At 66.4% G+C, this 26,982-nt stretch carries 20 protein-coding genes; 8 read left to right on the forward strand and 12 right to left on the reverse strand.

What is annotated here, in order from left to right; genetic code table 11:
* Nucleotide 1 precedes the first annotated feature (1 nt).
* From NQV17_RS13450 to NQV17_RS13475, 6 genes are all read right to left on the reverse strand, one after another.
* Entirely contained in the window at nt 2–1,636 is a 1,635-nt protein-coding gene (locus NQV17_RS13450; RefSeq protein WP_257772667.1) for an LVIVD repeat-containing protein, read from the reverse strand.
* Nucleotides 1,637–1,682: 46 nt separating this feature from the next.
* The gene (locus tag NQV17_RS13455) at nt 1,683–2,123 is read right to left on the reverse strand and encodes a hypothetical protein (protein WP_257772668.1); all 441 of its coding nucleotides are present in this window, start codon (nt 2,121–2,123) and stop codon (nt 1,683–1,685) included.
* 323 nt (nt 2,124–2,446) lie between these two features.
* Nucleotides 2,447–3,982: a multidrug efflux transporter outer membrane subunit OpcM gene (gene opcM, locus NQV17_RS13460; protein ID WP_257772669.1), complete on the reverse strand. Its 1,536-nt coding sequence runs from the start codon at nt 3,980–3,982 to the stop codon at nt 2,447–2,449.
* Between the two features lie 10 nt (nt 3,983–3,992).
* A complete protein-coding gene (ceoB, locus tag NQV17_RS13465) occupies nt 3,993–7,193 on the reverse strand; it encodes a multidrug efflux RND transporter permease subunit CeoB (protein ID WP_044845761.1) in 3,201 nt (1,066 codons plus the stop codon).
* A gap of 46 nt (nt 7,194–7,239) precedes the next feature.
* A complete protein-coding gene (gene ceoA / locus NQV17_RS13470; RefSeq protein WP_257772670.1) occupies nt 7,240–8,457 on the reverse strand; it encodes a multidrug efflux RND transporter periplasmic adaptor subunit CeoA in 1,218 nt (405 codons plus the stop codon).
* Nucleotides 8,458–8,489: 32 nt separating this feature from the next.
* A complete protein-coding gene (locus tag NQV17_RS13475; protein WP_044845763.1) occupies nt 8,490–9,350 on the reverse strand; it encodes an alpha/beta hydrolase in 861 nt (286 codons plus the stop codon).
* A 173-nt stretch (nt 9,351–9,523) separates the two neighbouring features.
* Here NQV17_RS13475 and ceoR point away from each other — a divergent pair, with 173 nt between their 5' ends.
* Both ceoR and NQV17_RS13485 read left to right on the forward strand, forming a co-directional pair.
* Nucleotides 9,524–10,528, forward strand: a complete 1,005-nt coding sequence (ceoR, locus tag NQV17_RS13480; RefSeq protein WP_257772671.1) for a putative multidrug efflux transcriptional regulator CeoR — start codon at nt 9,524–9,526, stop codon at nt 10,526–10,528.
* A gap of 418 nt (nt 10,529–10,946) precedes the next feature.
* Nucleotides 10,947–11,243: a DUF4148 domain-containing protein gene (locus NQV17_RS13485; protein ID WP_044845765.1), complete on the forward strand. Its 297-nt coding sequence runs from the start codon at nt 10,947–10,949 to the stop codon at nt 11,241–11,243.
* A gap of 229 nt (nt 11,244–11,472) precedes the next feature.
* Here NQV17_RS13485 and NQV17_RS38070 read toward each other — a convergent pair whose 3' ends face one another.
* Nucleotides 11,473–11,631, reverse strand: a complete 159-nt coding sequence (locus tag NQV17_RS38070; protein WP_374692708.1) for a hypothetical protein — start codon at nt 11,629–11,631, stop codon at nt 11,473–11,475.
* 336 nt (nt 11,632–11,967) lie between these two features.
* Here NQV17_RS38070 and NQV17_RS13490 point away from each other — a divergent pair, with 336 nt between their 5' ends.
* Nucleotides 11,968–12,579, forward strand: a complete 612-nt coding sequence (locus NQV17_RS13490; protein WP_257772672.1) for a M35 family metallo-endopeptidase — start codon at nt 11,968–11,970, stop codon at nt 12,577–12,579.
* A 99-nt stretch (nt 12,580–12,678) separates the two neighbouring features.
* Nucleotides 12,679–13,350, forward strand: a complete 672-nt coding sequence (locus NQV17_RS13495) for a hypothetical protein (RefSeq protein ID WP_257772673.1) — start codon at nt 12,679–12,681, stop codon at nt 13,348–13,350.
* Between the two features lie 112 nt (nt 13,351–13,462).
* On the opposite strand, the gene NQV17_RS13500 is transcribed toward NQV17_RS13495, so the two are convergent.
* Together NQV17_RS13500 and selD are read right to left on the reverse strand one after the other, a co-directional pair.
* On the reverse strand, nt 13,463–14,542 hold the full coding sequence (locus tag NQV17_RS13500; RefSeq protein WP_257772674.1) for a purine nucleoside permease: 1,080 nt from the start codon (nt 14,540–14,542) through the stop codon (nt 13,463–13,465).
* Between the two features lie 363 nt (nt 14,543–14,905).
* Nucleotides 14,906–15,970, reverse strand: coding sequence for a selenide, water dikinase SelD (selD, locus tag NQV17_RS13505; protein ID WP_257772675.1), 1,065 nt, complete (start codon nt 15,968–15,970; stop codon nt 14,906–14,908).
* Nucleotides 15,971–16,075: 105 nt separating this feature from the next.
* On the opposite strand from selD, the gene NQV17_RS13510 reads away from it, so the two are divergent.
* On the forward strand, nt 16,076–16,912 hold the full coding sequence (locus NQV17_RS13510; RefSeq protein ID WP_257772676.1) for a DMT family transporter: 837 nt from the start codon (nt 16,076–16,078) through the stop codon (nt 16,910–16,912).
* Between the two features lie 213 nt (nt 16,913–17,125).
* Here NQV17_RS13510 and NQV17_RS13515 read toward each other — a convergent pair whose 3' ends face one another.
* A complete protein-coding gene (locus NQV17_RS13515) occupies nt 17,126–18,634 on the reverse strand; it encodes a PLP-dependent aminotransferase family protein (RefSeq protein ID WP_257772677.1) in 1,509 nt (502 codons plus the stop codon).
* Nucleotides 18,635–18,754: 120 nt separating this feature from the next.
* On the opposite strand from NQV17_RS13515, the gene NQV17_RS13520 reads away from it, so the two are divergent.
* The 3 genes from NQV17_RS13520 (at nt 18,755) to NQV17_RS13530 (ending at nt 22,918) form a co-directional block, all read left to right on the forward strand.
* Complete coding sequence (locus tag NQV17_RS13520; RefSeq protein WP_044845769.1) at nt 18,755–20,044, forward strand: 4-aminobutyrate--2-oxoglutarate transaminase; 1,290 nt, start codon at nt 18,755–18,757, stop codon at nt 20,042–20,044.
* A gap of 89 nt (nt 20,045–20,133) precedes the next feature.
* Nucleotides 20,134–21,603 carry an NADP-dependent succinate-semialdehyde dehydrogenase gene (gene gabD / locus NQV17_RS13525; protein WP_044845770.1) on the forward strand — a complete coding sequence of 490 codons (1,470 nt, stop codon included), beginning with the start codon at nt 20,134–20,136 and terminating at the stop codon, nt 21,601–21,603.
* Between the two features lie 166 nt (nt 21,604–21,769).
* Complete coding sequence (locus NQV17_RS13530) at nt 21,770–22,918, forward strand: hypothetical protein (RefSeq protein WP_257772678.1); 1,149 nt, start codon at nt 21,770–21,772, stop codon at nt 22,916–22,918.
* Nucleotides 22,919–22,989: 71 nt separating this feature from the next.
* On the opposite strand, the gene NQV17_RS13535 is transcribed toward NQV17_RS13530, so the two are convergent.
* Together NQV17_RS13535 and NQV17_RS13540 are read right to left on the reverse strand one after the other, a co-directional pair.
* Nucleotides 22,990–24,534, reverse strand: a complete 1,545-nt coding sequence (locus NQV17_RS13535; RefSeq protein ID WP_257772679.1) for a PAS domain-containing methyl-accepting chemotaxis protein — start codon at nt 24,532–24,534, stop codon at nt 22,990–22,992.
* A 419-nt stretch (nt 24,535–24,953) separates the two neighbouring features.
* Nucleotides 24,954–26,498: a PAS domain-containing methyl-accepting chemotaxis protein gene (locus tag NQV17_RS13540; RefSeq protein WP_257772680.1), complete on the reverse strand. Its 1,545-nt coding sequence runs from the start codon at nt 26,496–26,498 to the stop codon at nt 24,954–24,956.
* Nucleotides 26,499–26,982 lie beyond the last annotated feature (484 nt).

Raw genomic sequence — 26,982 nt, forward strand, 5'->3', positions numbered from 1 at the left:
GTCAATTGCCGATCCCCGATGCTTTCGTGCTTTGCGGGAACGGCCAGCTGCCGTTCTCGAACGACAGGACCAGCATGCCGTTGTCCTGGCACGCGGTGGTCAGCAGATGCCGGTCGAAGTCGAAATCGAGGCGCGCCGCGCACCAGTCCGGCCCGCCTGCGCGGTACTGGCCGAACATGAGATGCGCGGAGCCCGCGCCCGGCGACTTCGCGGACGCCGGGTTGTAGTACGCGATCTCCTTCGGCTTCGACGGGTCGCGAATGTCGAAGACGCGAATGCCGGAATTGAAGTAGCTGCACGCGAGCGCGGTCGCGTTCTGCCGGTTGTCGACACTGCAGTAGTGCGCGCCGTACGTGAACGTGTTCAGGCCCACGACATCGGGAATGACCTTGCTGCAGTTCGCGATCGCGTGCGTTTCGAGCCGGAGTTCCGACACCAGCAGCGGCGCCGCTTCGTCGGACATGTCGTAGATGTGCCCCATCGGGAACGGCGCCATGCCGGCATTGCATGCGGCCTTGACGGCCGTTGCACCCGGATCCTGAATCCCGCCGGCCCCGCCCTCGTCGACTTCGATCAGATACGGTTTTCCCGCCACCGAGAACGAGATCGTATGTTGTGCGATGCTGCCGTCCCGTACCGGCACCGTCGCGATCCGGTGCATCCGCGCATTCGGGCGCCGGCTCTGTACTTCGCTGGTGTCGACGACGAAGAAGCCGTTGTCGCCGCTCGCGTTCGCGTCGTTCAGCGGCGGTGCGCTCATGCCGACCGCCGGGCCGCCGTTTCCCGACGCGACGAAGTACGCGCGGGTCCCGTCCTCGCTCACCGACAGGCCGTGCGAAAACGAGCCCATGCCCAGCTCCGCGAGGCTGATGGCGGAGATCATCTTCGGCCGGGTCGGTACGGTCAGGTCGATTGCGTAATAGGACTTCGTGAACGCCCCGCCGACGTAGTACGTCAGTCCGTCCGGCGAGAATCCGCCTTCGTGACCCAGCGGCGCAGTCGCCGCGACGACGCCGCCGTCCGTGCCGGTGCCGACCGGCACGCTGGCCAGCAACTGCGGCCGTGTGCAGTCCGAAGCAACGTCGTACAGGTCGATCTCCGGACCGCCAGCGCCGCCCAGTCCGTTGTCGGCGGCCAGAATTCCGCGCGCGACGTTCACGCGCAGCGATTCCCACGGATCGATCATCGACGTGGACGTCAGCGAACTCACCCGCATCGGTTGCGCCGGATCGGTGATGTCGATCACCGGCACGCCGGGATTCACGCGCGGCGGCGCGTCGGGATTGTTGAACTGCGCGCTTGCGCCCATCGTTGCGTGGTAGAAGCAGGTCTGGCCTTTTCGGTCGGTATACGTCGCGGCGGACCACGACGCGCCTTCGCCCTGCACCTGGCCGACGCGCTTCAGGTTACAGTTGAAGCCGCCGAAGCCGGCCTGCCGAAGCGCGGCCGGCACCTGCCCCTGCAGCGCGGTCTCGAGCGCATCGCCCGGACTGCAGCTCGGCACGCGCGGCACGACATAGTCGGCGACGGATACGCCGGGTGCGGCCGCCGGCGTGTCGTCGGCTTCTCCGCCGCAGCCGGCCAGCATGAACATGCCGAGCGACAGCGCGATCGCTGCGCGAATCGGTAATTGCATCGTCGTCTCCTTCCGTGTTGTTTGTCGTGATGGAATAACGGTGCGGTCACGGCCGCGGGTAGATCTCGATCACGGCGACCTCGATCGGGTCGCCTGTCCGGCTGTGGAAATGCAGCGAGAAACGCCCGGTGATGCCGACCGGAACGATGTCCATCGACTGCTCGCGGCCGGACGCGCACACCGCGAGCGCGCCCGGGATTTCGTGCGCCATCAGGACGCCCGCTTCCTTCGAATGCACGTCGATATGCGCGGGCACGCCGTCGCGAATCGCGATCACGGGCCGCGCCCACGGCGGCCGGGCCCGATCGACGTCGACGCTGAAGCGCTGCGGCAGCACGACCGCCGGCGCGGCGCGCGACACATACCGCGCAATGCCGTATGCAAGCAGCAGCGTCAATCCGATCGCCATCCAGGCAAGCGCGCGGCTTCGCCTGAACCGCCGTCCCGCGTCGATGCTCGTCACGGGCTCCATGAGTGCTCGCGCCATCCGATATGGCTCCATCAGGTCATCCGCGAACGACGCGGAATCGATATCGATGGATGGTAGTGACGGCCCCCGCGGCGAGATATCGGCTTATTGCAGACTGTCGGGAAATTGCGTAGCGAGTAACCCGAGTAGGCAGCGCGGCGCCCCGCACCGCCGCATTCGTCAACGCTCGGCCGGATAGACCGTTAGTTGCAACTGCCGCCGCTGCGCACGCGCCGGAGCAAGCGCCGAGGCCGACCGCCAATAAAAAACCCCGATTCGTGTCGTCACGAACCGGGGTTTGTTCATCGACTGCTTCCTGCGGCGGCGATGCCGCCGCTGCATCAACGTGCGGCGACGTCCTCCTTGCCGGACGACGTGCCACCGACTGCCGTCGGCACCGTACCCCACCCGCCGCCCAGCGCACGGATCAGGTTGACGGTCGACACCGCCTGCGCACCGGTCAGCTGGTTCGCCTGCAACTGCGACTGCAGCACCGACCGTTCGCTGTCGATCACGTCGAGATAGGCCACTTCGCCTTCCTGATACTGCGTCCGCGACAGCGTCGCCGCACGGCGCGACGCATTGACGGCCGCATCCTGCGCGCGAATCTGGTCGTCGAGCAGACGCAGATCGGCGAGATTGTCCTCGACCTCGCGGAACGCGACGAGCACCTGCTGCCGGTAGTTCGCGACCTGCTCGTCGTACTGCGCGCGCGCCTGCTGCACGCCGGCCGCCCGCCGCCCGCCGTCGAACAGCGGCAGCGTCAGCGCGGTGCCGGCGAACGGCCCGAGCAGGAACGTGCGGCTCGACCACATGAACAGGTTGCCGAGCGTCGACGCCTCATAGCCGAACGCCCCCGTGATATCGAGCTTCGGGAAGTACGCCGACTTCGCGAGCCCGATCCGCGCATTCGCGGCCGCCATCGCACGCTCGGCCGCCGACACGTCCGGGCGGCGTTCGAGCAACGCGGACGGCAGGCTCGGCGGGACCTTCACCGCGACCGGCACGATCGGCGTTTCCTTGAACGCGAAGTCCGCGGGCGCCTTGCCGAGCAGGATCGCGAGCGCATGCTCGGACGCCGCGCGCCGGCGCGCGACGCCGACCGCATCGGCCTGCGCGGTTGCCAGCTCGTTCTTCGCGCGCGACACGTCGAGCTCGCTGATGTCGCCTTCGTTGAAGCGGCGCTGCACGAGCTTCAGCGCTTGGTCACGCAGTTCGACCGTGCGGCGGTACAAGTCCTGGTCCGAGTCGAGCTGGCGCAGTTCGAAGTAGTTCTGCGCGACGTCCGCCTGCAGCGCGAGCTGCACCGAACGGAACAGCGCCTCGCTCTGCGCCTGGTCGGCACGCGACGCCTCGACGTTGCGGCTCACGCGGCCGAACAGGTCGGCCTCGTACGACACCGTGCCCTGCGCGCGCCACAGCGTCGCGGTGGTCGGGCCCGTGCCCTGCGGCTGGAACTGCGACGCCGACGACAGCCCTTCGCGCGTCGGCCCGAACCCGGCGCCGACCTGCGGGAACCACTGCGAGCGCGCGGTGCGGGTCGCCGCACGCGCTTCCTCGACGCGCGCCGCCGCGGCCTTCAGGTTCTGGTTCGCGGCGAGCGCCTGCGACTCGAGCGAGTCGAGCACCGGATCGCCGAACACCTTCCACCATTCGCCGCGATGCTCGCCGTCCGCCGGTTCGGCGGTCTTCCACGTGCCGGCCTGTTCGCCGGCCGCGAGCGTCGGCGCTTCCTTGAACGCCGCGGGCGTCGACACGTCCGGGCGCTTGTAGTCGGGCCCCACCGCGCACGCGGCGAGCAGCGTCGCGAGCAGGGTGCTCGCGGCCGCCACCTTCGCGAAGCGCATCAGGCCATTCGTGTTGTGCATGTTGTCCATCTTGTTGTCCTCAAGCATCCGAAGCCGACGCACCCGACGGCGACACGCCATAGCCGGCCGAGTCCTTGCCCGCGACGTGGATCTTGCCGCCCGCCAGCGTGCGCAGCACGACATAGAACACCGGCGTCAGCATCAGCCCGAACAGCGTCACGCCGAGCATCCCGAAGAACACCGCGACACCCATCGCATGGCGCATTTCCGAACCCGCGCCCGTCGACGTGACGAGCGGCACGACGCCCATGATGAAGGCGATCGATGTCATCAAAATCGGGCGCAGCCGCAGCCGGCTCGCCTCGATCGCGGCCTCGAGCGGCGTCCTGCCGTCGTGCTCCAGTTCACGTGCGAATTCGACGATCAGGATCGCGTTCTTCGCCGACAGCCCCACCAGCACCATCAAGCCGATCTGCGTGAAGATGTTGTTGTCGCCCTGCGTGAGCCACACGCCCGTCAGCGCCGACAGAATGCTCATCGGCACGATCAGGATCACCGCAAGCGGCAGCGTCAGGCTTTCATACAGCGCGGCGAGCACGAGGAACACGAGCAGCACGCTGATCGGGAACACGTACATCGCCGAATCGCCTGCCAGGATCTGCTGGTACGTGAGGTCGGTCCATTCGAACCGCACGCCACGCGGCAGCGTTTCATGCGCGATACGCTCGATCGCGGCCTGCGCCTGACCCGACGAGAAGCCCGGCGCCGGGCCGCCGTTGATGTCGGCTGCCGTGTAGCCGTTGTAGCGCACGACCATTTCCGGGCCGAACGTCGGCGTCACCGTGACGAGCGACGACAGCGGCACCATTTCGCCCTTGTCGTTGCGCGTCTTCAGCTGCAGGATGTCGTCCGCGCGCTGACGGAACGGTGCATCGGCCTGCACGCGCACCTGGTACACGCGCCCGAAGCGGTTGAAGTCGTTCACGTACAGCGAGCCGAGATACACCTGCATCGTGTTGAACACGTCGGTGACCGGCACGCCGAGCTGCTTCGCCTTCACGCGGTCGAGATCGACGTTCAGCTGCGGCACGTTGATCTGGTAGCTCGTAAACAACGGGCCCAGCTCAGGCGCCTGCTGCGCGCGCTTGATGAAGTCGTTGGTCGCATCCGACAGCTTCGCATAGCCGACCGCGCCGCGATCCTCGATCTGCATCTTGAACCCGCCGAGCGTGCCGAGGCCGAGCACGGGCGGCGGCGGGAACACCGCGACGAACGAATCCTTGATCGCACCGTACTGCTGGTTCAGCGCACCGGCGATCGCACCGGCCGACAGCGCCTTGCCGTGCCGTTCCGAGAACGGCTTCAGCGTGACGAACACGATGCCCGCGCTCGAACTGTTGGTGAAGCCGTTCACCGACAGCCCCGGGAACGCGACCGCGCTCTCGACGCCCGGCTGCTTCAGCGCGATCGAACCCATGTCGCGGATCACCTTCTCGGTGCGGTCGAGCGACGCGCCGTTCGGCAGCTGCGCGAACGCGATCAGGTATTCCTTGTCCTGCGCGGGCACGAAGCCGCCCGGCACGACCTTCGACACGAGCACGGTCGCACCCACCAGCACGAGGTACACGCCGAGCATCAGCGTCTTGCGCGACAGCACGCCGCGCACGCCGCGGCCGTAGTTCTCCGCGCCGCGATGGAACACCTTGTTGAAGCCGCGGAAGAAGCCGCCGAGCACGCGGTTCATCACGCGCGTGAGCCAGTCTTCCTTGTCGCCGTGGCCCTTCAGCAGGATCGCGGACAGCGCCGGCGACAGCGTCAGCGAGTTGAACGCCGAGATCACCGTCGAGATCGCGATCGTCATCGCGAACTGCTTGTAGAACTGGCCGGTCAGGCCCGACATGAACGCGAGCGGCACGAACACGGCGACGAGCGTCAGCGCGATCGCGATGATCGGCCCGCTCACTTCCTGCATCGCCTTGTAGGTCGCCGCCCGCGCGTTCATCCCGCTTTCGATGTTGCGCTCGACGTTCTCGACGACCACGATCGCATCGTCGACCACGATACCGATCGCGAGCACCATCCCGAACAGCGACAGCGCGTTGATCGAATACCCGAACGCCAGCAGCAGCGAGAACGTGCCGATGATCGACACCGGCACCGCGATCAGCGGAATCAGCGACGCGCGCCAGGTCTGCAGGAACACGATCACGACGATCACGACCAGCGCGATCGCTTCGAGCAGCGTGTGCACCACGGCCTTGATCGACGAGCGCACGAACTGCGTCGGGTCATAGACGATCTTGTAGTCGACGCCGGCCGGCATGTCCTGCTTCAGCTCGGCCATCGTCTTGCGCACTTCGTCGGAAATCTGCAGCGAGTTCGCGCCCGGCGACTGGTTGATCGCCATCGCGACGGCCGGCTTGTTGTCGAGCAGCGAGCGCAGCCCGTACTCGGACGCGTCCAGCTCGATGCGCGCGATGTCGCGCAGATGCGTGACGCCGCCGTCCGGCGTCGTCTTCACGACGATGTCGCCGAACTCGTCTTCCGTCTGCAGACGGCCGCGCGCGTTCACCGACAGCTGCAGCGGCGTGCCGGGCAGCGACGGCGACGCGCCGATCACGCCGGCCGCGACCTGCACGTTCTGCTCGCGGATCGCCTGCACGACGTCCTCGGCCGACAGCCCGCGCTGCGCGACCTTCTGCGGATCGAGCCACACACGCATCGCGTAGTCGCCCGAGCCCCACAGCTGCACCTGGCCGACGCCCTGGATCCGCGACAGGCGATCCTTCACGTTGATCAGCGCGTAGTTGCGCAGGTAGGTCATGTCGTAGCGGTTGTCCGGCGAGATCAGGTGGACCACCATCGTCAGCGTCGGCGAGCTCTTCACCGTGGTGATGCCGAGCCGCTGCACGTCTTCCGGCAGGCGCGGCAACGCCTGGTTCACGCGGTTCTGCACGAGCTGCGTGGCCTTGTCCGGATCGGTGCCGAGCTTGAACGTGACGGTGATCGTCATGTTGCCGTCGCTGTTCGCCTGCGACTGCATGTAGAGCATGTCCTCGACGCCGTTGATCTGCTCTTCCAGCGGCGACGCGACCGTCTCGGCGATCACTTTCGGGTTCGCGCCCGGATACTGCGCCTTCACGATCACGGACGGCGGCACGACTTCCGGATACTCCGAAATCGGCAGCAGGAACATCGCGATCACCCCGCCGAGCAGGACGATCACCGATAGGACTCCTGCAAAGATCGGCCGGTCGATAAAGAATTTGGAAATGTTCATGGGTTGCTCTGTCTGGTTGAACGCGGAATTCGAAGCGGCGGGCCGCTTACGATTCCGCCTTCGCCGGTGCGGCCGGCTTCGCGTTGTCCGCGAGCGGCGCGGACGGCGCATCGCCGCCCGTCATCGGGACCATGTGCGGCTTCACCTGCGCGCCCGGCCGCACGCGCTGCGTGCCGTTCACGATCACGCGATCGCCGGCGGCGAGGCCGCTCACGATCACGCGCCGGTTGCCGTGCTGCATGCCCGGCTGCACTTCGCGGTACGACACGCGGCCCTGCTGGTCGACGACGAACACGAACTTCTTGTCCTGGTCGGTGTTGATCGCCGCATCGTCGACGAGCAGCGCCTCGTGCGGTGCGCTGCCGCCCACCTTCACGCGCGCGTAGAGCCCGGGGACGAGCGTGCCGTCCGCGTTGTCGAAGCGCGCGCGCACGCGGATCGTGCCGGACGACGTGTCGAGCCGGTTGTCGACCGAGTCGATCTCGCCGCTGCGTGAATAGCCGGTTTCATTCGCGAGGCCGAGCTCGACCGGCACCTTGCGGCCGTTGCGCGCGCCGTTGATGTATTGCAGGTAGGTCTGCTCGTCCGCGTCGAACGATGCGTAGATCGGCGACACCGACACCAGCGTCGTCAGCGGCGCGGCGGACGCGCCGGCCGACACGACGTTGCCGAGCGTGATTTCCGCGCGCGACACGCGGCCCGACACGGGTGCGGTGATGCGCGTATAGCCGAGGTTGATACGCGCCGTTTCCAGCGCGGCTTCGGCGGCCTTCAGGTTCGCCGTCGCTTCGCGCGCCGCGTTCTGCTTCTCGTCGTAGTCGCGCTTCGCGATCGCGTTGTCGCCGATCAGGCGCTGCGCGCGCTGCCAGTCGCTTTGCGCATAGCCGTTGCGGGCCTGCGCGGCGGCGAGCTGCGCCGCCGCGCGGTCGGTTTCCGCCTGGTACGGGCGCGGATCGATCACGAACAGCACGTCGCCCTTCTTCACGAGCGCGCCGTCCTTGAAGTTCACCGCGACGATCGTGCCCGACACCTGCGGGCGCACGTCGACTTTCTCGACCGCCTCGAGGCGGCCCGAATAGCCTTGCCAGTCGGTGACGGTCTGCGGCACGACGGTCGCGACGTCGACTTCGGGCAGCGGCGCTGCCGCCTTTTCGGGCGCGTTCGCGTTCACGCGCATCGCGCCGAACGTGCCGAGGCCGACGACGGCGAGCGTCGCGATCGCCGCGGTCGCGATTCGGGAACGGGAGGTGCGTAGGATGGCCATGTGGATCTCCAATAAGCGTGGATTGGTTCTGGTTATTCGGAACGGTTCGGCTGGCGCGCCTGGAAGCGGCACTGGAAGAAGCGCACGGCCTCCTCGAGCGCGGCTTCGTGCGTCGCGAGCGCCGCGTGCGTGACGTCCGGGTAGCGGATCACCTGCGTGAGCACGCCCGATGAAATCAGGCAGCCCGCATATTTCTCCGCTTCGACGTGCAGCACGTCGTTCTGCGCGGTGACGACGAGCGTCGGCGGCAGGCCCGCGAGGCGCACCGATTCGAGCGGCGCCGCATACGGGTGCATGCGCTGCGCCGCCTGCGGCAGATAGGCGCGATAACAGGCCGCGCATTCGCGCGCGGTGATGTCCGACGCAAGGCGTTCGGCGTCGCCGATGCGCGTCATGCTCGGGTCGAGCATCGGTCCGAACAGGGCCTGCGCGGCGATCGACACTTCGCCGCGATCGCGCGCGATGAACGCGAGGCAGTTCGCGAGCTGGCCGCCCGCATCGTGCCCCGCGACGCCGATCTTCTTCGGATTGCCGCCGAACGCGCGGGCGCGCGTCGCGGCCCACACGGCCGCGCGATACGCATCCTCCGGCGCGGCCGGAAAAGGAAAGGCCGGCGCGAGCGAATAATCGACCGACACTACGAGAGCCGGTAAGCGTTCTGCTAAAAAGCGCGCGGCGAAATCGGCGTCATCCAGCGTGCCGCGCACGAAACCGCCGCCGTGGAAATAAAGCACTACCGGCAATCCGGTCTTGTCCGCGCGCCGATAGAGGCGCAGCACGATGTCCTGCGCGTAGCCGGGGATTTCCACCTCCGCGACCGTCAGTGCCGCGCCGGCTCTGGCTTCGGCGGGCAACGCGGCTTTCAGGAATTTGCTGAATTCAGAAGCGTCCATGACGATGCAGCATCCATTTCGAGATGGAACGAATTCTGGGTCCGGCAGACATCCGGATAAATGCCTATAATCCGGCAACACAATTCAACGCCCCCGAACAATCCAGGCTGCGCTTACCCATGAGGTAGCGCAGCCTTGTCGTTCGGGCGGCAAATTAGATTGCGGAGGTTGTGATGGACCGGCTTCAGGCCATGCAGGTGTTTACTCGCGTCGTCGATACAAGCAGCTTCACGAAGGCAGCAGAGTCGCTCAGCCTGCCGCGGGCGTCCGTCACGACGATCATCCAGAATCTCGAAGCCTTCCTCGGCGTGCGGCTGATGCACCGGACCACGCGCCGGCTGTCGCTCACGCCGGACGGCGCCGCGTACTACGAACGCTGCGTGCGGATCCTCGCCGATGTCGAGGAAACCGAAGCAAGCTTCCAGAACAACAACCGGAAGCCGCACGGAAAGTTGCGTATCGACATGCCGGGCTCGATCGGGCGGCTGCTCGTGATTCCGTCGCTGTGCGAATTCCACACGCGCTATCCGGACATCGACCTGCAGCTCGGCCTGTCCGACCGGCCGGTCGACCTGCTGCAGGAAGGCGTCGACTGCGTGATCCGCGTCGGTGCGCTGCAGGATTCGTCGCTGGTTGCGCGCCGGGTCGGATTGTTCGAGTGCGTGTCGGTCGCTGCGCCCGCGTATCTCGAGAAGTTCGGCGAGCCGCGGACGATCGAGGATCTGAACGACCACAAGGCCGTCAACTACTTCTCGAGCCGCACGGGCCGCACGATCGACTGGACGTTCCTGACCGACGGCAACGAAGTCGAGGTCAAGATGAACGCGATCGTGTCGGTCAACGATGCCGATGCGTACGTGACGTGCGGGCTCGAAGGCTTCGGCCTGATCCAGCCGCCGCTGTTCATGGTGCTGCCGCACCTGCGCGACGGCCGACTCAAGGAAGTGCTGCCCGGCCTCAAGCCGCTGCCGATGCCGATCTCGGTCGTGTATCCGCACAGCCGGCACCTGTCGCCGAAGGTACGCGTGTTCGTCGACTGGATCGCCGAAGTGTTCGACCGCTGCCCGCTGCTGAGCGGCAAGGGCAGCCTCGACGCGACGTGCAGCAAGCGCACGTTCGAGGAAGCCGAGCGCGCACCGGCGCTCGACACGCCGGTCATCAACGAGTGGGTTGCGTAATCGTCTGAACGGCGACGCGCGGGCTGTGCGGCCCGCGCGCCGTCCTGCCTTCGCGCCGCCGCGGCGTCACGTTCGTGCCGCCTTCCCCGCCCCGCACAGCGCCTTTCCTCAATCCGCATCACACCTTTGCGCCGTGCGCGGCAATCGGCCGCGTGCGTGACGGCGCGCGCCGCGCCGCATCGCCGGGAGCCCCGCTCCAGGCGGCTGTGCGCGATTTTCGAGTAACCCTGCCGACAGTACGGATCGCGATTGTTCCACCATCACGACAATTCAATTCGCGTCAGCCGCATTTATCGCGCCGGAACGTCCCCCTAGAGTAAACCCTGTCGCGCACCTCGTTGCGCATCGAACAGATCCCGCTTGATGGGACCGGAGCAAGCGCCGACGCGCCAACTCCGACCAACACAGGAGTTACGTCATGAACCGCCGCCACCTTCTCTCCGCCGTCGCACTCGCACTTGCCGTGTCCGCACCGGCCTTCGCCGATACGACCACCCCGCACGCCGGCGACTACGCGAACACGTCGTGGTACACGCAGCACAACAACGGCCCGCGCACGCGCGCCGAAGTCAGCGCGGAAGTCGAGCAGGCCCGCCGCGACGGCACGCTGGCCTGGCTGCGCAAGGCGAATTCGTATCCGCAAGGGCTCGAACTCGCGCAAGGCCCGTATCGCCCGACACCGGAAGGCAACCAGCTCGCCGGCGCAGGCCGTTGAGCATCGGTCAACGCGCGACGCCGCGCAGCGGATGATCCGCGGCGCGGCGTCGAGACACCGCCATCGACCACCCGATTAGTCAGTTAGTTGCAGGAGCCTGTGATGAACGATCAACTTCCTTCGCCGCTCGATCATTGGGACGACACGACGCCCGTCTGGACGCCGTTCCGTTCCGCGCCGCACGCGCATTGAACTTCGCGTCGATCTCTCTCGCTGAAGACGCTGGCCTTTACCGGCGCGGCACGCCGTCGCGCCATTCGCCCCAGTGCGTGACGATGTCCTGAACGAGCGGATTGCCCGCAGGGTACAGGTTTTCGGTCGCCGGGGCGAAGCGTCGGCCACTGCGGCGTATTTGTTCCGTAGTCACTGCACCACTGTAGCGACACAATTGGTGACGTTATCCAAGGTCAATCCAACGACCAAGTCGCATCCATGCCCGATATAGCGATTGACACGGGCTGATTAGTCTGTTGGTCGCGTTCGCCGTTGTAGTCGATGGTCTATCGGCTGCATATTGCATGTCCAGCGGGCTCAATCCAGATCTTCTCGCCGGTTGAGCCAGCGAAAGGTCACCTGTTCGCCGCAAGAACCCGCCGTCTTTCCCACCTTTCCATTCACACTTCCCAATACTCATTCGTTGCGTCGACCGAAATCCGGTACACCATCGGTCTACTTCAGGCACATAGCATCGGCACTCCAAATGATTTCCATATGGAGAGTGCATATGACAACATCGCCACTGCCCGGTGTATCGCTCGATGGACCACCAATCTGTCCGAACATGACGGACGCGGCGTTCAGGAAACGGATACTCGAATTGCGGGACGAAGCAGTCGAGATCACACTGCGACGGCGCAGGGAACTGATGCTCTGGAATCCGGCCACGGAAGCGCGAGTCATCGAGTGGTTCGGTTCGGCAAATAGCGATACAAGACGCAGACTTACTTCGGGGCTCGACGCCCTCGCCAGGGTGATGGCCAGTCTCGGGCCAGAAAATTTCGTCCGCATCGGTTCCGATGCCGACCGCGCAACAGGATGTCTTCCAAACATGAAACATCTCGACGCCGAGGTCGCGCATGTCTGTCGCCCCGACACCGCAACTCATACAATCACCATCAATCTCCCGTTCTGCTCGCTACCCGAGCGATCAGCCGGGAACCTCTCCTCGCAGCAATTGACCATCGTTCACGAATGCGCGCATTTTGCAGACACTTTCGACGCGGGCGACCATCCAGCGGCATACGGTCGACGGGCCAGCGCCCAGTTCGCGAAACGCTACCCGGGCATGGCGATCGGTAATGCAGACAACATCGCGTGGTTCATTCTGGCACGTTGAATCGAGCAACTCATGCGACGTGCCCTCCCTGTCATATTCGGCGCCCTCCTGTCACTCCCGATACAGGCCAATGCGTGCAAGGTCCTGTTGACCGACAGCATGGAACTGCCGCTGAATTCGACCGAGATCGCCAACAGCGACAGACTCTCCATCGTCAGACACTACCTGACCGCCAGGGAATGGACGCGCGAAGGGGCGGCGGCCTCGATCGACGCGACGGCCTACGATTGGGAAAGCCGCCCTGATCAACTCGCGCGGCAACGCGGTGCGCAGATGAAATCGTTTCTCGTGCAACTCGGAATGTCGCCCGACGACATCTACATCGACGAGCGAATCGTGTCGCGCAGGAACGGCAAGCTCGATCCCGATGACAGGAAGCAGCTTTGGGTCCAGTTCGTTCCGAAATGCCCGCCTGCGGGGTGTCAGAGTCTTTGCAACTCGGCAGGTACGCCCGGTGTCGCCAGTCATGCACCGACACCCGAGACGCCGGGGCCCGAGCCCGACTCGAGCCGCTTTTCATGCGGCGACAGTCGGGAACCCACGTCGGCACGTTTCGTGACAACGGAGCGCTGGACCGCACGCACGCGCAACCAGACCTTGCTTTTGCGAAATCAAGACCACCGGCCGCTAACGCACACTTGCTACCGCATCAGCACCAGTGCCACGCAATACATCGGCATGACGGACGAGCACGGTGAGACTGCGCCCATGCAGTTATTGGGGCCGGAATATACGCGCATCGAACTCAAACTCGCGCGCCCCGGCCCGTGATCCTCCGCAGCCGGTCCCGCGGGCCCCAATCCGGTCGCTCCAGGCGATATTGACTCGCCCGGAGCCCGGCTACGCGTGAATGATCGAGTGACTCCAGCGCGGCGCTACCCCCTCACCGGCGCGGCACGCCGTCGCGCCATTCGCCCCAGTGCGTGACGATGTCCTGCACGAGCGGATTGCCCGCGCGGTACAGGTTTTCGGTCGCCGGGGCGAAACCACCCTGGTCCGCATAGTTCAGCAGGTTGTCCGCGCTCGTCTGCCCTGCATACGGCCGGTCGAAATCGGAACCCGTGCGCAGCACCGCGACGCGCGACAGGTCGACCCGCTTCACGCTCGCCGCGCGCTTGAGCGCTTCATACGTCGCGTTGTCTTCCTGCGCGGTCATGCAGTAGGTGCCCTTGCCGTCGGTGAGGATCTTGGTCCACTGGCGCGCGCGCTCGCCGATCAGCGTGCCCGAGAACCACGTATTGCCCGATGACGTGTCGCACTGGATCACCGTCGGCGGCCGATTCGCCGGCGCATACGTGAACTTCGCGCGCGCGGCCTGGGCCGGCGCGCTGTCGGCGAGCACGACGTTGCGCGACAGCGCATACGCAGCATCGGTCAGCTGCGGGTTGAGCTGGAACACTTCGGTGCGGTAGTCGAGCGGCGGCTTGTCGTTCGGGCTCTTGGTATTGATGCCGAGAAAGCCGGTATTCCAGCCGGCCGGAATCTCGCGCGCATCGAGCTCCCACTGCAGGCTGAAGTCGACCAGGTATTTCGACCAGGCGGCGGAACCGACCGTGCCTTGCGCGGGGTCGACGCCCGCGATGCCCGACACGAGGAAGTACGTGCGGCGCAGGTCGAAGCGCTGCGAGAACGTGAGCGCCATGATCGTCGCGGACGCGTTCGCATAGCCCATGCCGGTCGTCACCACGCACACGTCCTGCTTGTTGCAATGAACGTTCGGGTAGTCGGGCGACAGGCCGGGCACGGTGATGTCGCGCCACGGGCCGAGCCGGTCGAGCCATGCCTGGCCTTCCGGACCGAACATCGTGATGATCATGACCTTGACCGGGCGGCCCTGTGCACCGGTCTCGGCGAATGCAGCGTTGCCCGCATCGTTGCCCTGGTTGTCCTGCGCGATCGACGGCGCGGTCGCACAGGCGGCAAGCGAGAATGCAGCTGCGGAAAGGATGGAGCGAGTCAGCATCGGCGTTCCTTGTTTCGGTGATGTTGGGTGAGAACGGCTCTCGGAGACTGCGCGAAGGAGTATAGAACGCGCGTGTGCGACGCGGAACCCGACTACGAAACGGCGGGCGGTGTGCGCGGCTCCAGGATTCGCATGAAACGCGGACTGGATCGACATGCGCGCCGCGCAATAACATCAGGAATACTATCTAATCGACCGACGCACGAGTCGACGTCGATGCGAATCACTGGATGCAAACTACGACGAGCCTTGCGTGGCTCTCGATCCACAGCCCGAACAGGAAATCGTTCATCGGTCGTCGATGCCTTCGAGGGAAGGCATCGATTCTAGCGACCGACAGCGATCCAGCGTGAAAAAACCGCGTCAGGCGACGTCGACGCGCGCGGGCCCGTCCGCCATCTCGCCGATCACGGCCGCGCGGTCGAAGCCGTCGGCGCGGAAGCACGCGAGCACGTCGTCGACCGCATCCGGCGCGCACGCGACCAGCAGGCCGCCGGACGTCTGCGGATCGGTCAGCAGCGCCTGCGCGACGGGCGGCAGCCCGTCGGCGAGCCGCACGTCGGCGCCATACGCGGCCCAGTTGCGGCCCGATGCGCCGGTGAACACGCCGTCGGCAACGAACGCCTCGACGCCCGCCAGCCACGGCAGCGACGCGTAATGCACGCGTGCGGTCAGCTTCGCGCCGCGCGCCAGTTCGAGCGTATGGCCGAGCAGCCCGAAGCCCGTGACGTCGGTCAGCGCGTGCACGCCCGGCAGCGCGGCGAGTTCGGCGCCCGGCCGGTTCAGCTTGGTGGTCGTCGCCACCATCTGCGCGTAGCCCGCGTCGTCGAGCTGGTTCTTCTTCAGCGCGGCCGACAGCACGCCGACGCCGAGCGGCTTGCCGAGCATGAGCACGTCGCCCGCGCGCGCGGCCGCGTTGCGCTTCACGCGCGACGGATGCACGACGCCGATCGCCGCGAGCCCGTAGATCGGCTCGACCGAATCGATCGAATGGCCGCCCGCGACCGGAATGCCGGCATCCGCGCACACCGATTCGCCACCGCGCAACACGGCCGCGATCGTCTCGTGCGGCAGCACGTTGATCGGCATCCCGACCAGCGCGAGCGCGAGAATCGGCTTGCCGCCCATCGCGTAGACGTCGGACAGCGCGTTGGTTGCAGCGATACGGCCGAAGTCGAACGGATCGTCGACGATCGGCATGAAGAAGTCGGTCGTCGCGACGATCGCCTGCTCGTCGTTCAGCCGGTAGACGGCCGCGTCGTCGGAGGTCTCGGTGCCGACCAGCAGGTCCGGGAACAACGCGGGCGGCGTCGCCCGCTTCAGCAGCTCGGACAGCACGCCCGGCGCGATCTTGCAGCCGCAGCCGCCGCCATGCGACAGGCTCGTGAGGCGCGGAACGGCGGGCGGGGTGAGGGGGGCTTCGGTCATCGTCGGCATCCGGTGAATAACAACGTTCTATTATCGGCAATTCCGCGCGAGCGCGCCGGATACCCACATAATTGACGGCGCCCGCCCTCGTCCGCTCGCTCATTCATGGATCACCTGTTCATCGGCCTCGTGCTGTGCTCCGCCCTCTTGCACGCGATCTGGAATGCGTTCCTCCACGTGAGCGAAGACCGCCTCGCCCAGCTCGGCACGATGTCGCTGCCGTATCTCGCGTTCGGGATTGCGGGCGTCGTACTGCTGCCCGCGCCGGCGCCCGCCGCGTGGCCGTATGTCGCGGCGTCGGCCGTGCTCGAGGTCGCGTACTGCTTCACGCTGGCGCGTGCCTACCGCAACGGCGAGTTCGGGCAGATCTACCCGATCGCGCGCGGGATCTCGCCGCTGATCGTATCGGTGCTGGCGCTCGCGATGCTGCACGAGCGGCCGACGCCGTTCGGCTTCGCGGGCATCGCGCTCGTGTCGTTCGGCATCATGTCGCTCGCGCTGCGCCGCGGCTTCCGGTTCTCCGGCGAAGGCGTGCCGTACGCACTGCTCACAGGCGTGTTCATCGCCGCGTATTCGATCTGCGACGGCATCGGCTCGCGCGTGTCGGGCAGCGCGCTCGGCTATATCGCGTGGGTTTATCTGCTGTGGAGCGTGCCGCAACTCGTGCTGGTGTGCGCGATGCGCGGCGGCCCGCGCGTGGTGTTCGGTTCGCGCGCGTCGCTGCGGCAAGGCGCGATCGCCGGCACGATCTCGCTCGCCGCCTATGGAATCGTGATCCTCGCGTATCGGCATCTGCCGGTCGCGACGGTATCGGCGCTGCGCGAGACAAGCTCGATCTTCGCGGTGGCGATCGGCTGGTTCGTGATGCGCGAGCGGCCCGGCGCGCAGCGGCTCGCCGCGTGCGCGCTGGTGGTCGCGGGCGCGGCGCTGATCCGGCTTTGATGCGCGTGCGTGCGCCCTCAGGAAGGACTGGTCGTCACGGCAGGTCCCGTGCACTCGGCAGTCGGGCCGTTGTGTGCTTGCAGCCGAGGTTTTTCCAGACGTGACCTGGACCTGCTTGAAAACGCTGATCCATATCGACTCACTCTCATACGTGACTTTCGCATCGCGCTCTGCCGTCTCGAGCGTTGGTCGTCGCATCAACTGCCGCACACGTCAAGCCGCCGCAATCATCCCGTCGAACGCCCGCTCGTCGATCGCCTCGGCCAGCGTCGCGAACGCCGTCGCGATCTCGTCTTCCGGCACGCACGCATAGCCGAGCAGCAAACCCGACGCCGCGCGCTCGCGCTCCGCGTAGTAACCGGACAGCGGCCGCACGACGATGTTGCGTTCGAGCGCGGCCTGCGCGACCGCACGATCGTCGACCCCGTCCGGCAGCCGCGTGACGAGATGCAGCCCCGCGTCGCTGCCGAGTGCCTGCAGCGTGTCGCCGTAGCGGCGCGCGACCGCATCGAGCAGCACCTCGCGGCGCTGCCCGTACAGCGTGCGCATCTTGCGGATATGCGACACGAAGTGCCCTTCCGCGATGAACTCGGCGAGCACCGCCTGCTGCAGCAGCTGCCCTTCGCGATACAGCTCGGCACTCGCGGTCGCGAAGCTTTCCGCGAGCGGCTCTGGCGCGACCAGATAGCCGACCCGCAGCCCCGGGAACAGCGTCTTGCCGAAACTGCCGACGTAGATCACCTGCCCGGCCGTATCGAGCCCCTGCAGCGACGCAAGCGGCCGGCTGCCGTAGCGGAATTCGCTGTCGTAGTCGTCCTCGATGATCCAGCAGCCGTGCTGGCGCGCGTATTCGAGCAGCATCCGCCGCCGCGCGAGGCTCATCACCATCCCGAGCGGATACTGGTGCGACGGCGTGACGAGCATCAGCTTCGGCGGCTCGGCGAGATCGGCGGCCGACGGCGCGATCCCTTCGTCGTCGACCGGAATCGGCCGCGTGGTCAGCCCCGACACGTTCAGCACGCTGCGCACGCCCCAGTAGCACGGATCCTCGGTCCAGATCGCGTCGCCCGGATCGGTCAGGAGCCGCACCGCGAGGTCGATCGACTGGTGGATCCCGGTCGTGATCACGATCTGCTCGGGCGTGCAGCGCACCGAACGCGACGTGCGCAGGTAGTCGGCCAGCGCCTCGCGCAGCAACGCGAGCCCGCCGCCCGGCGCGTAGGTCAGCAAATCGGGGCGCAATCTCCGCCAGTACTTGTTGTGCAGCCGCGTCCACACGCGCGCCGGAAAGCGCGACACATCGGGCACGCCGGGCATGAACGCGCCGCCCTGGCGCTTCGACACGCCCGCGCCCTCGACGAGCCGCGTGCCGCGCGCCGACAGCCGCCGCGCGGACGATGGCGCCACCGCCAGGCCGGCGGCCGGGTCGGGCGACGCGCCGACGATCTCGTCCGGCGCGCTGTCGGCGACGAACGTGCCGCGCCCCGTCGCCGAGTTCACATAGCCTTCGAGCGCAAGCTGTTCGTAAACCTGCGTGACCGTGTTGCGGGCGATCCCGAGCTCGGCCGCCAGCAGCCGCGACGACGGCACGCGCGTGCCGGCCGGCAGTTCGCGCGACAGGATCGCCTGCTGCAGCAGCCGGTGCAGCTGCCGGTAGATCGGCTGTTCGCCGCCGCGCACGAGGCGCTGCGCCAGCCAGTCCGACAACACGCTTGCGCGCATGATTGGCTCCTGAATATTTATTGAAATGGCTCTGATTGCCAGAGCCAAATGTGATTATAGTCGCCTCCATGGGCTGCCAATGCGGCCGATTTTTATCCCACCGGACAGAACATCAAGGAGATGACCGTGAAGAATGCCGACCTGCAGGCCCGCAAGAACGCCGCCACCCCGCGCGGCGTCGGCGTGATGTGCGATTTCTACGCAGCCCGCGCCGAGAACGCGGAGCTGTGGGATGTCGAAGGCCGCCGCTTCATCGATTTCGCCGCCGGCATCGCGGTGCTGAACACGGGCCACCGCCACCCGAAGATCGTCAAGGCGATCGCGGATCAACTGAACAGCTTCACGCATACCGCTTACCAGATCGTCCCGTACGCGTCGTACGTCGAGCTGGCGGAAAAGATCAACGAACGCGCGCCGGGCGACTTCCCGAAGAAGACCGCGTTCTTCACCACCGGGGCCGAAGCCGTCGAAAACGCGATCAAGATCGCGCGCGCCGCGACCGGCCGTCCGGGCGTGATCGCGTTCTCGGGCGGCTTCCACGGCCGCACGATGATGGGCATGGCGCTGACCGGCAAGGTCGCCCCGTACAAGCTGAACTTCGGCCCGTTCCCGGGCGACGTGTTCCACGCGCCGTACCCGAACGCGCTGCACGGCGTGACGACGGCCGACTCGATCAAGGCGATCGAGATGCTGTTCAAGGCCGACATCGATCCGAAGCGCGTCGCCGCGATCATCTTCGAACCGGTCCAGGGCGAAGGCGGCTTCAACCCGGCGCCGGCCGAGTTCGTGCGCGCGCTGCGCAAGATCTGTAACGAGCACGGCATCCTGCTGATCGCCGACGAAGTGCAGACCGGCTTCGCGCGCACCGGCAAGCTGTTCGCGATGCAGCACTACGACGTGCTGGCCGACCTGATCACGATGGCGAAGAGCCTCGCGGGCGGCATGCCGCTGTCGGGCGTCGTCGGCCGTGCGGACGTGATGGACGCAGCGGCGCCCGGCGGCCTCGGCGGCACCTATGCGGGCAACCCGCTGGCCGTCGCGTCGGCGCACGCGGTGCTCGAGATCATCGACGAAGAGAAGCTGTGCGACCGTGCGACGCAACTCGGCGACGTGCTGAAGGCGAAGCTGAATTCGCTGCAGGCCGACGTGCCGCAGATCGCCGACGTGCGCGGCCCGGGCGCGATGATCGCGGTCGAGTTCCTGAAGCCGGGTTCGGGCGAGCCGGACGCGGAATTCACGAAGCGCGTGCAGACGCGCGCGCTCGAGCGCGGGCTGCTGCTGCTCGTGTGCGGCGTGTACTCGAACGTCGTGCGCTTCCTGTTCCCGCTGACGATCCCGCAGGCCGTGTTCGACGAAGCGCTCGTGATCCTCGAGGAAGTGCTGAAGGAAACGGTCGGCGTGCCGGCCTGAGTTCCGGTCCACGTCAACTGAATGCGCCGCCGCCGTCGTCAGGACGGCGGCGGCCTTTTTATCCGTCATTTTCAAGGCAGGCGATTCATATGAGCACCGTTCAGGAAACCCTGGCACTGAAAGATCCGTCGCTGTTCCGCCAGCAGGCGTATGTCAACGGCGAATGGCAAGGCGCGGCGAACGGCGAGTCGTTCGAGGTCCGCAATCCGGCAACCGGCGGCCTGCTCGGCACCGTGCCGGCGATGGGCACGGCCGAGACGCGCCACGCAATCGAGGCCGCGAACGCCGCATGGCCGGCATGGCGCAAGAAGACCGCGAAGGAGCGCGCGGCGATCCTGCGCAAGTGGCACGACCTGATGATGGAAAACGCCGACGACCTCGCGCTGATCCTGACCACCGAGCAGGGCAAGTCGCTCGCCGAGGCGAAGGGCGAGATCGGCTACGCAGCCTCGTTCCTCGAGTGGTTCGCGGAGGAAGGCAAGCGCGTGTACGGCGACACGATCCCGACGCCGGCGAGCGACAAGCGCATCGTCGTGACGAAGGAAGCGATCGGCGTGTGCGCGGCGATCACGCCGTGGAACTTCCCGGCGGCGATGATCACCCGCAAGGTCGGCCCGGCGCTCGCGGCAGGCTGCCCGATCGTCGTGAAGCCGGCTGAAGCGACGCCGTTCTCAGCCCTCGCGATGGCCGTGCTGGCCGAACGCGCGGGCGTGCCGGCCGGCGTGTTCAGCGTCGTCACGGGCGATCCGAAGGCGATCGGCGGCGAGCTGACGTCGAACCCGATCGTGCGCAAGCTGTCGTTCACCGGCTCGACGCCGGTCGGCCGCCTGCTGATGTCGCAATGCGCGGCGACGGTCAAGAAGGTGTCGCTGGAACTCGGCGGCAACGCACCGTTCATCGTGTTCGACGACGCCGATCTCGATGCCGCCGTGCAGGGCGCGATCGCATCGAAGTACCGCAACAGCGGCCAGACGTGCGTGTGCACGAACCGCTTCTACGTGCACGAAGCCGTGTACGACCAGTTCGCGCAGAAGCTCGCGGCGGCGGTCGGCCAGCTGAAGGTCGGCCGCGGCACGGAGCCGGGCGTCACGCAGGGTCCGCTGATCAACGAAGCGGCCGTGCTGAAGGTCGAGGCGCACATCGAGGACGCGCTCGCGAAGGGCGCGACCGTCGTGACGGGCGGCAAGCGCCACGCGCTCGGCCACGGCTTCTTCGAGCCGACCGTGCTGACCGGCGTCACGCCGGCGATGAAGGTCGCGAAGGAAGAGACGTTCGGGCCGCTCGCGCCGCTGTTCAAGTTCGGCAGCGACGACGAGGTGATCCGCCTCGCGAACGACACCGAGTTCGGTCTCGCCGCGTACTTCTACAGCCGCGACATCGGCCGCGTGTGGAAGGTCGCCGAAGCGCTCGAGTACGGGATGGTCGGCGTGAACACGGGCCTGATCTCGAACGAAGTCGCGCCGTTCGGCGGCGTCAAGCAGTCGGGCCTCGGCCGTGAAGGCTCGCATTACGGCATCGACGACTACGTCGTGATCAAGTACCTCTGCCTCGCCGTCTGACGGTTCGGGGCCTGGCGCTTCGGCGACAGGCCCTGACCGCCCGGCCGGAACCGGGCGGTCACGACGCGGGCCGGTACCTCCTCTCCGCCGTGCCCGCGTCACCTTGCCGTGCGTAATGTCGACACGCCTCCCGTGCGCGACGTCGATGCCGCATCGGCCAAACGTCATGCCGTTCGGCAATTTCGTTCAAGTCTCATTTCTCGTTCCGCTGCCAGCCGCTAGATTGAGCGTTCCACCTCGATCCGGTTTGCCTCCGCATGAACAGTTCCTCCGTCCGCCCGACCAGCGTATCCCCCGCGCACCGCGCCCTCGTCGCGCTTCCTCGCACCCGTCCCGGCATCGCGCCCCGCACGAAGGGAGCCCGCACATGAGCGTCGGATCAGCCGATCGTCGTACGTGCCCGCCCGAAGAAAAGCGCGGCGGCCCGAGCAATCACCAGCCGTTCAATGTCATCTATGACGGGCCCGCGCTCGGCGAGCACCGGATGGACGTGCGTGACCTCGCACCGGTGCTGCTCGCGATCGCCGACCTGTTCTCGTCCGCCAACAAGGAACTCAATGGCGACCACTCCGAGGTTCGTCTCGAGGTCAGGGGCGGCTTCAAGTCCGGCTCGTTCCATGCAGAGCTGATCTTCGTCCAGTCGCTCGCGAGCCAGATCCGCGACCTGTTCGCCGGGCCGAACGCCAATGCGTTCAGCAACGCACCGGCAATCCTCGCCGCACTGGGGATCATCGGCGGCGGCGGGCTGATCGGCCTCATTCGCACGCTGCGCGGGCGCAAACCGCATCGCACCGAGCCGGACGGAGCGCATGTCAGGATCTGGATGTCGGAGCAGGAATGCTTCGTCGTCGATGAACCCATCGTCCGGCTGTATCGGAACCGGGCCGTTCGCGTCAACCTGCAGAAAATGCTCTCGCCGCTCGAACATGACGGCATCGACAGCTTCGGCATCGTCCGCGACGACATCGTCGAACTCTCGATCGAACGCGACGAACTCGGCACGTTCGCGAGCAGCGACGATCCCGGCGAAATCGTCACCGACACGATCGCACTCAAGATGTTGAAGCTCGAATCCGTCGTGTTCAAGGACGGCAACAAATGGCGCGTGCACGACGGCACGTCCGCGTTCTATGCGTCGCTGGACGACGAACGGTTCATCGCGAAGATCGATGCCGGCGAGCGCTTCGGAAAGGGCGACGTGCTGGTCGTCGATCTGCGTCAGACGCAGATCGTCACCGACGACGGGCTTCGCAACGAATACCGGATCATCAAGGTTCGCGAGCACCGTGCACCATTGCAACCGGCGCTGATTTGATCTATGCCCCCATCGAGGTGACGCGCGGGCCGCCCCTCTCCGCCGTGCCGCGTCACCTGCCTTCCCCGCCTTCAACGAAACACGTTCACCGCATCGACGAGCCGCGTCGCCTGCTGCTTCAGGCTTTCCGACGCCGCCGCGCTCTGCTCGACCAGCGCCGCGTTCTGCTGCGTGATGTTGTCCAGATGCACGACCGCCTGGTCGACCTGCGCAACCCCGGTGCTCTGCTCGGCCGTCGACGAGCTGATCTCCGCGATCAGGTCCGACACGCGCTTCACCTGCGTGACGATGTCCTCCATCGTCTTGCCCGCGCCGTCGACGATCCGTGCGCCCGATTCGACCCGGTCGACACTCGCGCCGATCAGTGTCTTGATTTCCTTCGCCGCGTTCGCGCTGCGCTGCGCGAGCGCCCGCACCTCGCCGGCGACCACCGCGAAGCCGCGTCCCTGATCGCCCGCGCGCGCCGCCTCGACCGCCGCGTTCAGCGCGAGGATGTTGGTCTGGAACGCGATGCCGTCGATCACGCCGATGATGTCGGAAATCTTGTGCGAACTCGCCGTGATGTCGCTCATCGTCGTGACGACTTCGCTCACCGCCCGTCCGCCGCGCTCGGCCGCCTCGCTCGCCGAAACCGACAGTTGGTTCGCCTGCAGCGCCGTCTCCGCGTTGCTCGATACGGTGGCCGTCATCTCGGCCATCGACGCAGCCGTCTGCTGCACGCTGGTCGACGCCTGTTCGGTGCGCGCGCTCAGGTCGTTGTTGCCTTGCGCGATCTCGTTGCTCGCGCGCTGCACGTTGTGCACCTGCTCGCTGACGTCGTCGACGAGCCAGCGGAACATCAGCCCGAGCTGGTTGATCGTGCGCAAGGTCATGCCGATCTCGTCGACCCGGTTCATCGCCACGCCCGAGCGGCTCTCGCCGGTCGCGACGCGCAACGCCTGGTCGCGCAACTGAATCAGCGGACGCACGATCTGTGCGTCGAGCCACAGGCCGGCCGCCACCGCCACACCGACCGCCGCACCGGCAAACGCCGCGAGCCCGCCGCCGCTCAGCCCGCACGCCCACCCCGCGCCGACGACGGCCGGCGCCAGCACGCACAGGGTCGAATGAACGCGCGCGCGCACCGACATCGTCTGGAACAGCGACGCGACACGCATCAGCCCGGTACGGACGATCAGCCCCTTGTGGAAACGGCGGTTGCCGGCCTTGCCTTCGCGGAACGCGCGGTACAGCGCGTCGGCCGCCGCGATCTCGTCGCGCGACGCCTTGGTGCGCACCGACATGTAACCCGTCGGCTGCCCGTTGCGCATTACCGGCACCGTATTCGAACGGACCCAGTAGTGATCGCCGTTCCTGCGGCGGTTCTTCACGAGCGCGGTCCACGGTTCGCCGTTCTGCAGCGTCGCCCACATGTCGGCGAACGCCTCCTTCGGCATGTCCGGGTGTCGCACGACGTTGTGCGGCTGGCCTTCGATCTCCTCGGGGGAAAATCCGCTGACCTGGATGAACGCGGCATTCGCGTACTTGATGTAACTGTCCGCGTCGGTGGTCGACATCAGCGTCGCGTCGTCGGGAAATTCGAATTCGCGTTGCGTGACAGGCTGGTTATTGCGCATGGTTGGAGTTTCCGGATTGCGGATCTTTGCGTCCGCTTGTGGATTGAACCGAGACCGTACGCATCGCGGTCGTCCCGCATGCGTTCGATCAGACTCCTGCGCTTTCGGCAAATCCGGCGAAAACATTATGCCGGCTGCGGGTAAATATGCATCAATTTCGCATCATCTTGATTCAGCGAACACTTTATTTATACGCAAATAAATGTCCGGTTTTATCAAATACTTGCGGCGTCAATCATCCGACCCATCTCGGCACTTGTTCCGCCGGGATTCCCGAGTCGCCCCGGAAGCACGAATGCGAATCTCTCTCGTTCAATGCCGGCAAATCGAAACGGAAATCGAGGATTTCGCCGCCTTGCCCTGCTTTGCTTCGCCTTGCCTCACGGTGGCGGGAACGCGCAAGCACACGCCCCCGACGATTAGCGAAACACGTTCACCGCATCGACGAGCCGCGTCGCCTGCTGCTTCAGGCTTTCCGACGCCGCCGCGCTCTGCTCGACCAGCGCCGCGTTCTGCTGCGTGATGTTGTCCAGATGCACGACCGCCTGGTCGACCTGCGCAACCCCGGTGCTCTGCTCGGCCGTCGACGAGCTGATTTCCGCGATCAGGTCCGACACGCGCTTCACCTGCGTGACGATGTCCTCCATCGTCTTGCCCGCGCCGTCGACGATTCGTGCGCCCGATTCGACCCGCTCGACGCTCGCGCCGATCAGTGTCTTGATTTCCTTCGCCGCGTTCGCGCTGCGCTGCGCGAGCGCCCGCACCTCGCCGGCGACCACCGCGAAACCGCGCCCCTGTTCGCCCGCGCGCGCCGCCTCGACCGCCGCATTCAACGCGAGGATGTTGGTCTGGAACGCGATGCCGTCGATCACGCTGATGATGTCGGCGATCCTGCGCGAACTGTCGGTAATGTCGTTCATCGTCGTGACGACTTCGCTCACCGCCTGCCCGCCGCGCTCGGCCGCCTCGCTCGCGGACACGGCGAGCCGGTTCGCCTGCAGCGCGATCTCCGCATTGCTGTCGACGGTGGCCGTCATCTCGGCCATCGACGCGGCGGTCTCCTGCACGCTCGACGCGGCCTGTTCGGTGCGCGCGCTCAGGTCGTTGTTGCCTTGGGCGATCTCGTTGCTCGCGCGTTGCACGTTGTGCACTTGCTCGCTGACGTCGTCGACGAGCCAGCGGAACATCAGCCCGAGCTGGTTGATCGTACGCAACGTCATGCCGATCTCGTCGACGCGGTTCATCCGCACGCCGCGACGGCTTGCGCCGGTCGCGACATTCAGCGCCTGGTCGTGCAGCCGCTTCAGCGGACGGACGATCTGCGCGTCGAGCCACAGGCCGGCCGCCACCGCCACTCCGGCCGTCACGGCGGCAAACGCCGCGAGCCCGCCGCCGCTCAGCCCGCACGCCCACCCCGCGCCGACGACGGCCAGCGCCGGCGCGCACAGCGCCGAATGAACGCGCGCGCGCACCGACATCGTCTGCGGCAGCGACGCGATGCGCAGCAGCCCGGTTCGGATGACCAATCCCTTGTGGAAACGGCGCTGGCCGGCCTTGCCTTCGCGGAACGCGCGGTACAGCGCGTCGGCCGCCGCGATCTCGTCGCGCGGCGCGCTGGTGCGCACCGACATGTAGCCCGTCGGCTGCCCGTCGCGCATCACCGGCACCGCGTTCGCGCGCACCCAGTAGTGATCGCCGTTCCTGCGGCGGTTCTTCACGAGCGCGGTCCACGGTTCGCCGTTCTGCAGCGTCGCCCACATGTCGGCGAACGCTTCTTTCGGCATGTCCGGGTGCCGCACGACGTTGTGCGGCTCACCGACGAGTTCGTCGGTCGAGTAGCCGCTCACCTGCGCGAAGGTCGTATTCGCGTATGTGATGATGCTGTCCGCATCGGTGGTCGACATCAGCGTGACGTCGTCGGGAAATTCGAATTCTTGTTGGGTGACAGGCTGGTTGTTGCGCATGCAGGGCTCCGAAAGGCGGATCCGGCTGCAGGATCCGCGCAGCGCGAAAATCACGCTCAGTAGCCGAAAAACGGTTTATCGCTTTACGACGGTCTCGTCCTTACTGTCGGCAAGCTCCGGAAAAACCTTAATCCGGACGCGCGTGAAAGATCGAATTCGGTCATCGGCATGATTTCGATCAAGTCATCCGGCGATAATCACGTCCGACGCTTTGCGGAAGTGAACCGATGCTTGATGGAATAACCTCGCGAAACGAGCCAATCTACGCAGCCGTTGCACGAAACGAAACGACTCTGCCTGATCTGCTCCATTCGATCGGCATTTGAACTCGATGAAAAAATCCCGGCTGCAATTGAATCGGCCGCCCCGGAATACGGCACGGGCTGCGCATGACGGCGATAGACACGATCAGGCCGCGCTTTTCCGCGATCGCGACACGCTGCGCGTTCAGCAAACGCACGACATGCACGACATGCGCGGCGAC

Origin of the sequence: Burkholderia sp. SCN-KJ, assembly GCF_024656005.1 — a bacterium.
Classification (GTDB): domain Bacteria; phylum Pseudomonadota; class Gammaproteobacteria; order Burkholderiales; family Burkholderiaceae; genus Burkholderia.